This is a genomic window from Rhizobium sp. K102, from assembly GCF_022385315.1.
Taxonomy (GTDB): Bacteria; Pseudomonadota; Alphaproteobacteria; order Rhizobiales; family Rhizobiaceae; genus Rhizobium; species Rhizobium croatiense.
The window spans coordinates 2,298,371-2,310,946 of sequence record NZ_CP092436.1 but is presented as its reverse complement, the minus strand read 5'-3'; the positions used below and the strand labels follow the sequence as shown (position 1 = coordinate 2,310,946).

General features: G+C 63.5%; 9 protein-coding genes and 2 pseudogenes. 6 read left to right on the top strand and 5 right to left on the bottom strand.

The genetic code is table 11. From position 1 onward, the window contains the following. Window positions 1-57: 57 nt before the first annotated feature. Window positions 58-1,332 carry a hemolysin family protein gene (locus MHI61_RS17380; RefSeq protein ID WP_239789858.1) on the bottom strand — a complete coding sequence of 425 codons (1,275 nt, stop codon included), beginning with the start codon at window positions 1,330-1,332 and terminating at the stop codon, window positions 58-60. A 166-nt stretch (window positions 1,333-1,498) separates the two neighbouring features. Continuing rightward, entirely contained in the window at window positions 1,499-1,966 is a 468-nt protein-coding gene (locus MHI61_RS17375; protein WP_239789857.1) for a cupin domain-containing protein, read from the bottom strand. Window positions 1,967-2,277: 311 nt separating this feature from the next. Between MHI61_RS17375 and MHI61_RS17370 the strand changes: the two are divergent. Beyond that, a pseudogene (locus MHI61_RS17370) lies at window positions 2,278-3,076 on the top strand (sugar phosphate isomerase/epimerase family protein). A 333-nt stretch (window positions 3,077-3,409) separates the two neighbouring features. Here MHI61_RS17370 and MHI61_RS17365 read toward each other — a convergent pair. Then, window positions 3,410-4,453, bottom strand: coding sequence for a zinc-dependent alcohol dehydrogenase family protein (locus MHI61_RS17365; protein ID WP_239789856.1), 1,044 nt, complete (start codon window positions 4,451-4,453; stop codon window positions 3,410-3,412). Window positions 4,454-4,701: 248 nt separating this feature from the next. Between MHI61_RS17365 and MHI61_RS17360 the strand changes: the two genes are divergently transcribed. Further along, window positions 4,702-5,589 carry a branched-chain amino acid aminotransferase gene (locus MHI61_RS17360; RefSeq protein WP_239789855.1) on the top strand — a complete coding sequence of 296 codons (888 nt, stop codon included), beginning with the start codon at window positions 4,702-4,704 and terminating at the stop codon, window positions 5,587-5,589. A gap of 120 nt (window positions 5,590-5,709) precedes the next feature. On the opposite strand, the gene MHI61_RS17355 is transcribed toward MHI61_RS17360, so the two are convergent. Beyond that, window positions 5,710-6,612, bottom strand: a complete 903-nt coding sequence (locus MHI61_RS17355; protein ID WP_239789854.1) for a LysR family transcriptional regulator — start codon at window positions 6,610-6,612, stop codon at window positions 5,710-5,712. 136 nt (window positions 6,613-6,748) lie between these two features. Between MHI61_RS17355 and MHI61_RS17350 the strand changes: the two genes are divergently transcribed. The 4 genes and pseudogenes from MHI61_RS17350 to nadE all read left to right on the top strand — a co-directional run bounded on the left by MHI61_RS17350 (window position 6,749) and on the right by nadE (window position 11,810). Then, window positions 6,749-7,957: an HlyD family secretion protein gene (locus tag MHI61_RS17350; protein WP_239789853.1), complete on the top strand. Its 1,209-nt coding sequence runs from the start codon at window positions 6,749-6,751 to the stop codon at window positions 7,955-7,957. 72 nt (window positions 7,958-8,029) lie between these two features. Continuing rightward, window positions 8,030-9,649 (top strand): MDR family MFS transporter, encoded by a 1,620-nt coding sequence (locus tag MHI61_RS17345; RefSeq protein WP_239789852.1) that lies wholly within the window; start codon window positions 8,030-8,032, stop codon window positions 9,647-9,649. Window positions 9,650-9,670: 21 nt separating this feature from the next. Continuing rightward, window positions 9,671-10,874, top strand: a pseudogene (locus MHI61_RS17340) (adenylate/guanylate cyclase domain-containing protein). A gap of 102 nt (window positions 10,875-10,976) precedes the next feature. After that, window positions 10,977-11,810, top strand: a complete 834-nt coding sequence (gene nadE, locus MHI61_RS17335) for an ammonia-dependent NAD(+) synthetase (RefSeq protein WP_239789851.1) — start codon at window positions 10,977-10,979, stop codon at window positions 11,808-11,810. Window positions 11,811-11,817: 7 nt separating this feature from the next. Here the strand turns inward: nadE and MHI61_RS17330 are convergent, their stop codons facing one another. Next, on the bottom strand, window positions 11,818-12,501 hold the full coding sequence (locus MHI61_RS17330) for a glutathione binding-like protein (RefSeq protein WP_239789850.1): 684 nt from the start codon (window positions 12,499-12,501) through the stop codon (window positions 11,818-11,820). Window positions 12,502-12,576: the final 75 nt, after the last annotated feature.

Below are 12,576 nucleotides of genomic sequence, written 5' to 3'. Positions count from 1 at the left end.
ATGCCGATCTTGTCGATGTTGCTCCGTCGGGCTCGACGATCTCAAAGGCGCCGACTTTTATTCCGCAGACACAAGTATCTTGTCCACGCGCCTCCCGTCGAGATCGATGACCTCGAAGCGCCATCCATCTCTGGTGAAGCTCTCGCCCAGTTCCGGCAGATGTTTCAGTTCTTCCAGCACCAGGCCGGCCACAGTCTGATATTCGAGATCGTCATCGAGCTTGAGATTCAGGAATTCGGCGAATTCGTCGATCGGCGTCCAGCCGGACACCAGGTAGGAGCCGTCGTCGCGGCGAGCGATTGCCTGCTCGTCGACCGGTCCCTCCTGCAGAGCGCCCATGATCGCTTCCAGAATGTCGCCTGACGAAACAATTCCCTCGAAATGGCCGTACTCGTCGAAAACCAGCACCATGTGGACCGGCGATTTCCGGATCGCTTCGATCACATGAATGGCGGTTGAAAGGTCTGAAACCACAGGAACGTCTTGCGTCAGGGCCTTGATATCGACGCTGCCGTGTTCGGACATCGAATCGTAGAAATCCTTGACCGGAAGAATGCCGATCACCTCGTCCGAACTGCCCTTGCGAACGGGCAGCCGGGACCGTTTCGTCCGGTGCAGCTGCGCTCGGATTTCATCAAGGCTGTCGTCGATATCGATGATTTCGACGTCGCGCCGCGGCGTCATCAGCGCCCGGGCGGTACGGTCCGCCAGTCGCATGACGCCCGATATCATCGCCAACTCTTCGCTTTCGATCACGCCGGCCGACTGCGCCTCGGCCAGAACGGTTTTAATCTCTGCATCAGAGACATTATCGCCGCCTTTTCCTGATTGGCCCAAGAGTTTAAGCACAAGATTCCCGGAGGCGTTCAGAAGCCACACGAGGGGCAGGGCGATTTTTGAAAGCACCGCCATGGCGGGTGCGACCTTCGCCGCGACTGCTTCGGGTTCCCGCAACGCGATCTGCTTTGGCACAAGTTCGCCGACGATGAGAGAGAGATAGGTGATGGCGACAACAACCGAACCGACGCCGACAGCGTCGGCAGCCGCCGACGACATTCCCTGTGCTTCCAGCCATCCGGACAGACGGCCGCCGAGCGTGGCCCCTGAGAAGGCGCCTGAGAGAACGCCGACCAGGGTGATGCCGATCTGAACCGTGGAGAGAAAGCGGCCGGGGTGTTCGGCAAGTTTGATGGCCTGGGCCGCACCCTTGCTGCCATTGTCGGAGAGAACCTTCAGGCGGGCTGTTCGAGAAGACACGACAGCCAGCTCAGACATGGCGAGCACACCATTGAGAATGGTGAGAAACGCCACAATTCCAATTTCCAGAAACACAGGGACCCTATTCGTTATTGATCAGGCGACGCGGCGAGGCATTCGACGAGAGGCTATATATACGCATCGCCGATCGTCTTCCATCGTCGTGTTAAGATCGATGTCGGTACCCTCAGTCTTTGGAAATGCCGGAGTCGGCAAGCGCGATCCATGCCTGAAGGTCTCGTCACGCCGCCAGAATCGTAATCCCATAGGCATTGGCGGCCGCCGTCATGCGGGCGATGGTTTCCGCCGAAGGGCTGGTCTGCGGTGGCTCGCTTGCGCCTTCCGCTTCGATGAATTCGGCCATGTCGCGATCGACGACAGAGGAAAAGACCGCTGGAACGCTTCCGCGGTTGGCATAGCCGTGCACCATGAAGGGCGCGATGGTGACGATGTCGCCGGCGCTGGCCTCGATCTCCTCGGGGCCGTTGTCGGTCAGCCGCCAGATCGTCAGGCGTCCCTCGAGGATGCGGAATACCTCAGGGCTCGCATGCGCATGTTTCGGCGTCCGGCTGCCGGGCGGCACGGTGACGTCGAAGATGTTGAGCCAGGTTCCGCGGATGCGGACCTGTCGTTCGATCCGGTCGCCGAGGACAAAAAAGCGTCTTGCCTCTTTGTCGGCAGGCATTGTCACAAATGAGTTGGACATCATGTCTCTTCTTCTTCTTGGTTTTTGTTTGCGCGGCAGCCGTTAAAGCTTGCCGCCGCCTTTGACAACAGCCCTGTCGTCGTGGCTTGCGACGATCTCCGTCGGCAAGCCGGTGACGGCGATATCGGTGCGGCCGGCCATTTTCGCAAGGCCCGCCGGCCGCGACAAATATGCGGAGGCAGCAGTTCCGGCCGCCCGCGCCTGTAATACCGGCGACACAGAAGAGGCGCATAGAACGCGGCGGCTGTTCCGGCCGTCCTCTGGGGCCGGCTCTCTCCACGCCGTCCCGGCACCCACCTTGATGGAGCCCATCCATGTCTTCTCTTCCCGTCGTCGGCGCCGCCATGACGCTCGATGAGCTCGAACTTCACCGCGGCTGGCTGTTCGAAAAGTCGCGCGATCTCGAATTGCAGAGTTTCGTCGATGCCGAAATTTTGAACGGTGACTGGACGCCGCTTGCCGCGCGCGCCAGGAGGCTTCTCGACGGGCATACCGGCCGCCTGGGGCTTCACCATCGCCGCGGAGGATCCCGATATTCGCGCCGTCGTCGTCAGGCGCCTGCTGCAGGGCCTCGATGTCTGCGCCGCTATCGGCGCGACGCAGATGGTCATCCACAGCCCTTACACGTCGTGGTCCTACAACAATCTCGACAACAATGCCGGCGCCCGCGAGGCGTTGGTCGAGCGCGTGCATCTGACGCTGCGCGACGCCGTCCGGCGCGCCGAGGAGATCGGCTGCACCATGGTCATCGAGAACATCGAGGACAAGGATCCGCATATCCGCGTGGCGCTCGCCGAAAGCTTCAATTCGCCCGGCGTCGCCGTCTCGATCGATACCGGCCACGCCCATTATGCCCATGGTTATACCGGCGCGCCGCCGGTGGATTATTACGTCAAAGCCGCCGGCAACCGGCTGCAGCATGTCCATCTGCAGGATGCCGACGGCTATGCCGACCGCCACTGGAGCCTCGGCGAGGGCTCGATCCACTGGCGCGCCGTCTTTGCAGCCCTTGCCGAAATCAACAGCAATCCGCGCCTGATCATCGAGATCAAGGACAAGTCGAAGATCCCGGCGTCCGCCGCCTATCTCGCTTCGATTGGGGTGGCGGAATAACGTCTGTGAGACGCTATTTCATGGGATGACCAAGGTCGCAGCTTGGCTCCCTCTTCTCCCCAGCGGGGGTCCGAAGGACGGGTTGAGACCCGCGGCTCAACCCAGGTAAAGGTGGCCCGCAGGGTCGGATGAGGGGGCCACACGGTACATCTTATCTATTGTCCTTCGCTCGTGCTCAGCGCATCACGGCTTCGCCGTTCACCCCCTCATCTGCCTGCCGGCGTCCGCCGGGGTCGAGCCACGCTCGACCCGTCCTCCGGACACCCGCCGGGGAGAAAGGGGGTGTGGCGCCTTACTCCCTGGGCTTGCCACGGGCGAGAGGCCGGAATTCCCTCACGAAAACTGCGTGATCACGCTGATTCCCGTCCCCTCCGCCTTGTCGAGCACCATCAGCGCCGGCACGGCCTCCTCGAGGTTGATGCGCCGTCCGATCAGCTTCTGCGGCGCGATCTTGCCGGCCGCCAGCATCGACAGCATAGCGTCGTAACGCCAGGCCTGCATGCCGTGGCTGCCGTAGATCTCCAGCTCGTTGCTGATCACTTGAGCCATCGGGATTTGCGGTGTCGCGTGCTCGGCGAGCATCAGCCCCACCTGCACGTGCCGGCCGCGGCGGCGCAGGTTCTTGATCGAGTTGAAGCAGGTGGTGGGATGGCCGAGCGCGTCGATCGAGACATGCGCGCCGCCCTTGGTGATCTCGCGCACCGCCTCGGCCACGTCGGCAACGCTTGAGGCATTGACCGTCGCCACCGCCCCGCACTCTCTGGCGAAGGCGAGTTTCTCCTCCGAAATATCGATGCCGATCGCATTGGCGCCGAGCGCGGTGGCGATCATGATCGCCGACAGGCCGACGCCGCCGCAGCCATGCACGGCGATCCATTCGCCGGGTCCGGTGCGCGCATGGTCAGCGACGGCGCGAAACGAGGTGGCGAAGCGGCAGCCGAGGCTTGCCGCCGTCGCATCGTCGATCGTATCCGGCAGGTGCACCAGATTGGTGTCGGCATAATCGATCGCCACATATTCGGCGAAGGAGCCCCAATGGGTGAAGCCCGGCTGGAACTGGTTCGGGCAGATTTGCTGGTTGCCGGAATGGCATTCGCTGCAATGGCCGCAGCCGGAAACGAAGGGCACGGTCACCCGGTCGCCCACCTTGAAGCGCATCACACCGCGGCCGGTGGCGACGACTTTTCCGGCAAGCTCGTGCCCCGGCACATGCGGCAGGCGGATATCGGGATCGTGGCCCATCCAGCCGTGCCAGTCGCTGCGGCAGAGCCCGCTGGCGCCGACCGCTATGACGACGCCATCCTCTGTCGGCTCCGGATCGGGCAGGGTGCGGATTTCGGGCGCCTGCTCGAAGGCTTCATAATACATGGCTTTCATCGGCGTCCTCCTTCATGTCTCTCCGCTCGAGCGTCCATGATGCCATGCGGCAGGCGCCCGTTCCAACAGAGATTCAATCATTTTTGCTGATGCACCCATCGCCGACGCCGCAGCTGTCGCGCACGAATATTGCGGCCGGACGCTGTCCTCCGGCATTTTCTTGCTTCCGTATTTCCGGCCGGGATTTGTCCTTGACCCGGCTCGCCGCCGGGGCTTTTGCTCTCCCGAATTCTGAAGGGAGAGCAGCAATGGCCGTCGATACATCACCGCGTTCCACCACCTGGACTCACGTCGACGGGGAATGGCTTCCCGGCAATCCGCCGCTGATCGGGCCGACCTCGCATGCGATGTGGCTCGGCTCCACGGTCTTCGACGGCGCCCGCTGGTTTGACGGCATCGCCCCGGATCTCGATCTGCACTGCCAGCGCATCAACCGCTCGGCGCTCGCCATGGGCCTGAAGCCGGTGAAGTCGGCCGAGGAGATTGCCGCGCTTGCCTGGGAAGGCGTTGGCAAATTCGACGGCGCGACGGCGATCTACATCAAGCCGATGTATTGGGGCGAACACGGTTCGCCCGGCAGCATCGTCTCCGTCGACTCGGCATCGACCCGCTTCGCGCTCTGCCTGTTCGAGGCGCCGATGGGCGGCCATGGCGGCACCAGCCTCACCGTTTCGCCCTATCGCCGTCCGTCGCCGGAAACGGCGATGACCGAGGCGAAGACCGGCTCGCTCTATCCGAACAGCGGCCGCATGATCGCCGAAGCCCGCAGCCGCGGCTTCGACAATGCGCTGGTGCGCGATCTCAATGGCAATGTCGTCGAAACCGCTTCTTCCAACGTCTTCATGGTCCGCGACGGCGTGGTGATGACGCCGGCCGCCAACCGCACCTTCCTCGCCGGCATCACCCGCGCCCGCGTCATCGGCCTGCTCCGCAAGGCCGGTTTCGACGTCGTCGAAGCAACCCTGTCCGTCGAGGATTTCCTCACAGCCGACGAAATCTTCACCACCGGCAACTACTCCAAAGTCGTCGGCGTCACCCGGCTCGACGACCGCGATTTCCAGGAAGGCCCCGTCACCCGCAAGGCGCTGGAGCTCTACATGAACTGGGCCCACGGAAGAAGCGAGAGTGAGGAGTGAGCAGCGGTTCGGCGCAGCCGAAGCAATCGATCCAGTGAATCGATTGCAGCTGCGAACGCCCGAAGCGCAAGCGCAGGGCTGGCGCGGTCCCGGGCCCGGCAGAATCGAGATCCGCATCCCTCACGTCATCCACTTCCGATGTTCCGCAAATCTCTCCGCCAGGAGATCGATGAACAGCCGCACCTTGGTCGGCAGGTGGCTGCGGTTGGGATAGACGGCGTTGATGTTGAATTCCACCGGCCGGTAGTCCGGCATGATCTTCACCAGTCGCCCTTCGGCGATGTCGTCGAACACCACGAAGCTCGGCGCCAGGAAGATGCCGTTTCCGTTCAGCGTCAGGAAACGCAGCATCTCCGCGCTGTTGGAGACGACGTTGCCGCCGATCTTGACGCTCTCCTTGTTGCCGTCGCCATCCTCGAAGCGCCATTCGTCGCCATAGGGGTAATAGGCATATTGCAGGCAATTGTGATCGGCGACCTCGGCCGGCTTGTTCGGCATCGGGTGGCTCTCGAAATAGGCCGGCGAGCAGACGAGCATATGGCGCCAGGGCGTCAGCTTGCGGGCGATGAGCGAGGAGTCCGGCGGCGGTAGGGTGCGCATCACCAGGTCGTAGCCATCCTCGATCATGTCGACCATCCCTTCGCCGACGCTGAAATCGATCGAGATCGACGGATAAAGCTCCATGAATTCGCTGACCACAGGCAGCAGGAAACGCACAATGGCGCTGCTGGTATAGACCTTCAGCGTGCCGCGCGGCGTCGTGCTCAGCGCGCCGGCCGTCCTGTCCGCCTCATCGAGTTCGGCGAGGATCTGCGACGAGCGCTCATAATAATATTTGCCGGTTTCCGTCAGGCTGACTTTGCGCGTCGTGCGGTTGAGCAGCCTGACGCCGAGCCGCTCCTCCAGCGATTGCACATGATTGCCGACCATGGTGACGGACATGTTGAGCCGGCGCGCGGCGGCGGAAAACCCGCCGCATTCCACCACCCGGCCAAAGACTGCAAGGCTTGTCAGCCGATCCATATTGCCCTCGGATTATCCGCTGAGAGTTGATGATCCTTCCCGATATAAGCAGATTATCAAAGTGAATGGCAGGGCGCATCTTCCCTCGCATCGAACAAGCCTCGCCGAAACGGGGCGCCAGACGAAGGAAGCGACGATGGTCGAACTACCCCGCAAGCAGGATTTCGAAAGTGCCGGAGAGGCCGAGCGGATTTTGGCCGAGGAAGCCGCCAGGGCGCCGGCCGCCGAGGCGCCTGCGATGCCCGCTGCCGAAACCCCGGTTGCCGCAGCGCCTGAAAAGACCGGCCGCAGCATCGTCAAGCGCGCCGTCATTGCCGCCGCGCTGCTTGCCGGCGTCGCTTTCGCGGGTGATTTCGGCTACCGCTACTGGACCGTCGGCCGCTTCATCGAATCCACCGACGATGCCTATGTGAAGGCCGATTACACCACCGTCGCCCCGAAGGTCGCCGGCTATGTCAGGCAGGTGCTGGTCAACGACAACGACGTGGTCAAATCAGGCCAGGTGCTTGCCCGCATCGACGACCGCGACTTCCAGGCCGCACTCTCGCAGGCGAGAGCCGATCTGAAGGCGGCCGAGGCCGCCATCACCAACATCGATGCCCAGATCGCCCTGCAGCAGTCGGTCATCGGGCAGGCCAGGGCGACGATCGACGCCTCGCAGGCCTCGCTCGATTTTGCCGTCTCCGACGCCGCGCGTTCGGCCCGCCTCATCACCAACGGCGCCGGCACCCAGTCGCGCGCCGAACAGACCCAGTCGGCCCGCGACCAGGCGGCTGCCGCCGTCGAGCGCGACCGGGCGGCCCTCGTTGCGGCTGAGAACAAGGTGCCGGTGCTCCGGAGCCAGCGCGAACAGGCGGTTGCCGAGCGCGACCGGGCGGCCGCGGCCGCCCACCAGGCCGAACTCAACCTGTCCTATACCGACATCGTCGCCGCCGTCGACGGCACGGTCGGCGCCCGCTCGATCCGCGTCGGCCAGTATGTCACTTCCGGCACCCAACTGATGGCGGTCGTGCCGCTGCACGCGGTCTATGTCGTCGCCAATTTCAAGGAAACGCAGCTGACCTATGTCCGTCCCGGCCAGTCGGTCGAGATCAAGGTCGACAGTTTTCCCAATATGTCGATCAAAGGTCATGTGGACAGCGTTTCGCCGGCAAGCGGTCTCGAATTCTCGCTGCTGCCGCCTGATAACGCCACCGGCAACTTCACCAAGATCGTCCAGCGCATCCCCGTCAAGATCGTCATTGACGATGAGGCTTTGAGCGGACTGCTGCGCTCGGGCATGTCGGTCGAGCCCGAAGTCGATACCAAGGCTGCCCAGAGCGAGGCTTCCCGGGCCTCCGGATAATCCTTCTCCTCCCGAAATATCGCCGAACCCCATCATCGGAAAGTTTCCGCAACAGCCGGAAGGAGATAGGTCATGGCCACTCTTCAGATCGCCGCAAACGGCAATTCGCTTGCGCGCCCCGCCGCTGCAGCGCCCGCCACACCTGCCGCCATGAGCCCGCTTCGCATGTGGTCGGCCGTTGTCGGCTCGACGCTCGGCGCCTTCATGGCGGTCCTCAATATCCAGATCGTCAATGCCTCGCTTGCCGATATTCAGGGCGCCATCGGCGCCGGCACCGATGACGGCGGCTGGATCTCGACCTCCTATCTGATCGCCGAGATCGTCGTCATCCCCTTGAGCGCCTGGCTGGCGCGGGTCTTCTCGCTGCGCAACTATCTGCTGGTCAACGCCGTCCTCTTCCTGATCTTCTCCGTCGCCTGCGCCTTCGCGGCCAACCTGCAGCAGATGATCATCCTGCGGGCTATTCAGGGCTTTTCCGGCGGCGTGCTGATCCCGATGGCCTTTACGATCATCATCACGCTGCTGCCCAAGGCCAAGCAGCCGATCGGCCTGGCGCTCTTTGCCCTGTCGGCCACCTTCGCACCGGCCATCGGCCCGACGATCGGCGGTTACCTCACCGAAAACTGGGGCTGGGAACATATCTTCTACGTCAACCTGGTGCCCGGCGCGCTGATGGTCGGCCTGCTCTGGGCCTCGCTCGATCGGGCGCCGATGAACCTGAAGCTGCTGTCCAAAGGTGACTGGCCGGGCATCATCACCATGGCGATCGGGCTGGCGGCCCTGCAGACCGTGCTGGAAGAGGGCAACAAGGAAGACTGGTTCGGCTCCGATTTCATCCTCCGCCTGTCGGTTATCGCCGCCGTCTCGCTGAGCCTGTTCATCGTCATCGAGCTGAGAACGGCCGAGCCGCTGTTGAACCTGCGCCTGCTGCTGCGCCGCAATTTCGGTTTCGGCATCGTCGCCAACTTCCTGCTCGGCATTGCGCTTTACGGTTCGGTTTTCGTGCTGCCGATCTATCTCACCCGCATCCAGGGCTATAATTCCGAGCAGATCGGCATGGTTCTGGCCTGGACCGGCATTCCGCAGCTGCTGCTGATCCCGCTGGTGCCGCGCCTGATGAAGCGGTTCGACGTCCGCCTGCTGATCGTTATCGGCTTTGCCCTCTTCGCCGCCTCGAATTTCATGAACGTGCACATGACCGGCGATTATGCGAGCGACCAGCTCTTCTGGCCGAACATCGTCCGTGCCATTGGCCAGGCGCTGGTCTTCACGCCGCTGTCGGCGATCGCCACATCAGGCATCGAGAAGGAGAATGCCGGTTCGGCCTCGGCGCTCTTCAACATGATGCGCAATCTCGGCGGCGCCGTCGGCATCGCCTCGCTGCAGACCTTCCTGTCGAAGCGCGAACAGTTCCACTCGAACATCCTGACCCATTCGGTCTCGGTCTTCGAGGAGGCCACCCGCGATCGCATCGCCAGGCTCACCGGCTACTTCATGAGCCACGGCGTCAGCGATCAGGCGCTCGCCAGCCACAAGGCCGTCGTTGCCATCGCGCTCAAGATACGCAAGCAGGCCAATATCATGGCCTTCAGCGACACCTTCTTCCTGCTTGGCGTCGCCCTCGTCGTCGCCCTGCTGGCAAGCCTGCTGCTGAAAAAGCCTGGTCAGCTCGCCGGCGGCGGCGCCCACTAACCCGTCTCCGGGGAGAACACCATGACCTCAGCAATCCACGCTCCCGATCTCGACCGGTTTCAGCCAACCACTGGTCATGCCGTCAGCACAGGCGCGCTGCTCTCGATCATCGAGTGGCTTTCCGGCGACGAATGCCACGCGCTCGATGAAGCCGGCCTTGTCTCCGGCCTCGGCCGCCGGCTTCAGGCGCTCGGCCTGCCGGTCGACCGACTGACCCTGCATCTGATGACCCTGCATCCCGAACTCGTTGGCCGCACGGTTGCCTGGGCGCCGGGCGAGCCGGTCGAGATCCATGACCGCGAACATGGCGCGCGGGTCGCGATATCAAACACGCCGCTGCGCAAGGTCATGGAAACCAGGGAGCCGCTGATCGTCGATACCGGCGAAAGCGTCCATGGCCGCTGGCAGCATATCGATGTCTTTGCCGATCGCGGCCTGATGCAGCTCGTCATCGCGCCGCTCTGCAATGTCGACGGCCCGGTCAGCGCCGCCGTCTTCGGCACCAGGCGGCCGGGCGGTTTCACCGTCTCGGAGCGCCAGGTGATCGAGCGCATCCTGCCGGCGCTGCGCAACACCAGCGAGCTGCGCATTCTTCGCCAGGTCGAGCTCAGCCTGCTCGATACCTATATCGGTCCGCTGACGGCAAGCCGGATTCTCGGCCGGCCGCATCCGCCAGGGCGAGATCGAATCGATGGAGGCAGCCCTGCTGCTCTGCGATCTGCGCGGCTTCACCGAGCTGTCGAACCGGCTGCCCGGCAGCACCGTGCTCGGCCTGCTCAACGCCTATTTCGACAGGATCGTGCCGGCCATCACCCGCGAGGGCGGCGAACTGCTGAAATTCATGGGCGACGCCGTGCTCGCCTTCTTCCCCGGCTATGACGCGGCCCATTCCTGCGGCGCCGCTCTTGCCGCGGCCCGCGCCATGCTCGATGAGATCGATCATTTCCAATATGAAGGCATCGGCGTGAAGGCCGGCATCGCCCTGCATTACGGCGAAGTCAGCTACGGCAATATCGGTTCCGGCCGCCGCCTCGACTTCACCCTGATCGGCCGCGACGTCAACCTGGTCAGCCGCATCCAGACCGCCTGCGGCGAACTGGGAGAAGCCTTGCTGATGTCGGCGCCGTTCCGCCGGGACGCCGGGGCAGGGGATGTGGTGTCGGTCGGGGCGCATAGGCTGAAGGGGTTTGCCGATCCGGCGGAGCTGTTCACCATCGTGAAGTAGGTGTGCGGTGGATGCATGGCAGGTCTGCCCGAAACGGCTTCGTCTTCCCCCATCTTTTCGCCATAGTGGCGCCGGAATTCCGTAAGCGGGGAGGAGGAGCTAATGACCGTGCTGTTCGACGAACAAGGCGAGATCATCCGCGAGCTGGGTGTCGCCGCCGATATCGATCCTGAGCGGGAGATCGAACGGCGAACCGCTTTCCTCAAGGATTATCTCGTCGCTTCGGGCTTGCGCGGCTACGTCCTCGGCATCAGTGGCGGCGTCGATTCGCTGACGGCGGCTTTGCTGGCTCAGAAGGCCGTGCGCGAGCTGCGTGACAGCGGCCATGCGGCCGAATTCATCGCCGTACGCCTTCCCTATGGTGTCCAGGCGGACGAGGCTGATGCGGTCAAGGCGCTGGAAACGATCGGCGCCGACCGCTCGATGGTGGTCAACATCAAGGCGGCGGCGGATGCGATGCTGGCCGCCGCTCAAGATGGCGGTCTTGCCTTCGCCGATGCCGGCCGGCAGGATTTCATCCTCGGCAACATCAAGGCCCGCCAGCGGATGATCGCCCAGTTCGCTTTGGCCGGCGCGCTCGGCGGCCTCGTCATCGGCACCGATCATGCGGCCGAGGCAGTCATGGGCTTCTTCACCAAATTCGGCGATGGTGCCGCCGATATCCTGCCGCTTGCCGGCCTCAACAAACGCCGCGTCCGCCTCTTGGCAAAGCGGCTCGGCGCCCCCGACGAGCTGATCTTCAAGGTGCCGACCGCCGATCTGGAAGACCAGCGGCCGCTGCGCCCCGACGAGGAGGCCTATGGCGTCAGCTATGACGAGATCGACGATTTTCTCGAAGGCCGGCCGGTCGGCGAGATCGCCCGGCGCCGCATTCTCGCCGCCTATCGCGCCACCGCCCATAAGCGCGCGCTGCCGGTAGCCGTCAACGCGCTCTGAGGAGCGGTTAAGGCTGCACCGGCACGCCCGTCCAGTCCGACGAGGCGAGATAGGCATTCGGCGCAAAATAGACGCCGTCGGCATCGAAGGCCTCGAGATCTTCGGCCCGCAATGCTTCGCGCACCTTCGGGCGTGCCGCCACACGGGCCATGAAGCCGTGCAGCGCCGGCCATTGCTTGAGATTGATGCCCGTCCAGGGCGACCAGTTCAGGCAGACGAAGAGATAGACGTCCGCCACAGTGAAGGCCTCGCCGGTCAGATAGGGTCCGGCAAAACGGCCGCTCAGCCAGGAAAGCCGCTTTGCGACCTGGGCGCGGATCTGCGCATGCACGCTGGCATAAGCCGGGTCGAACAGCAGCACCATCGGCTTGTGCAGTTCGGCGGATATGAAATTCAGATAGGATTGCACCTCGTTGCGTCTGAGGTTGCCGACTTCGGGCAGCATGGCGGCGCCCTCCGGCACGCTGTCGGCGAGGAACTGCGCGATTGCCGGTCCCTCGGTCAGCACCTTGCCGTCGTCGAGCATCAGCGCCGGCACATAGCCGTTGCCGTTGATGGCGAGATAGTCCTTGCCGTCGCTCGTCCGTTGGGTCTCCCGATCGATCTCGACGAGCTCGATATCAAGCCCCAGCTCCCGGCAGACGATATGCGGCGAAAGCGAGCAGGCAGCGGCGTTCATATAGAGTTTCATGGCGATTTCCTCTCTCATGCAGGCGGTCGGCGCCCGCCTGTTCGATATCATTGAACATCTGTACTGTTTCGCATA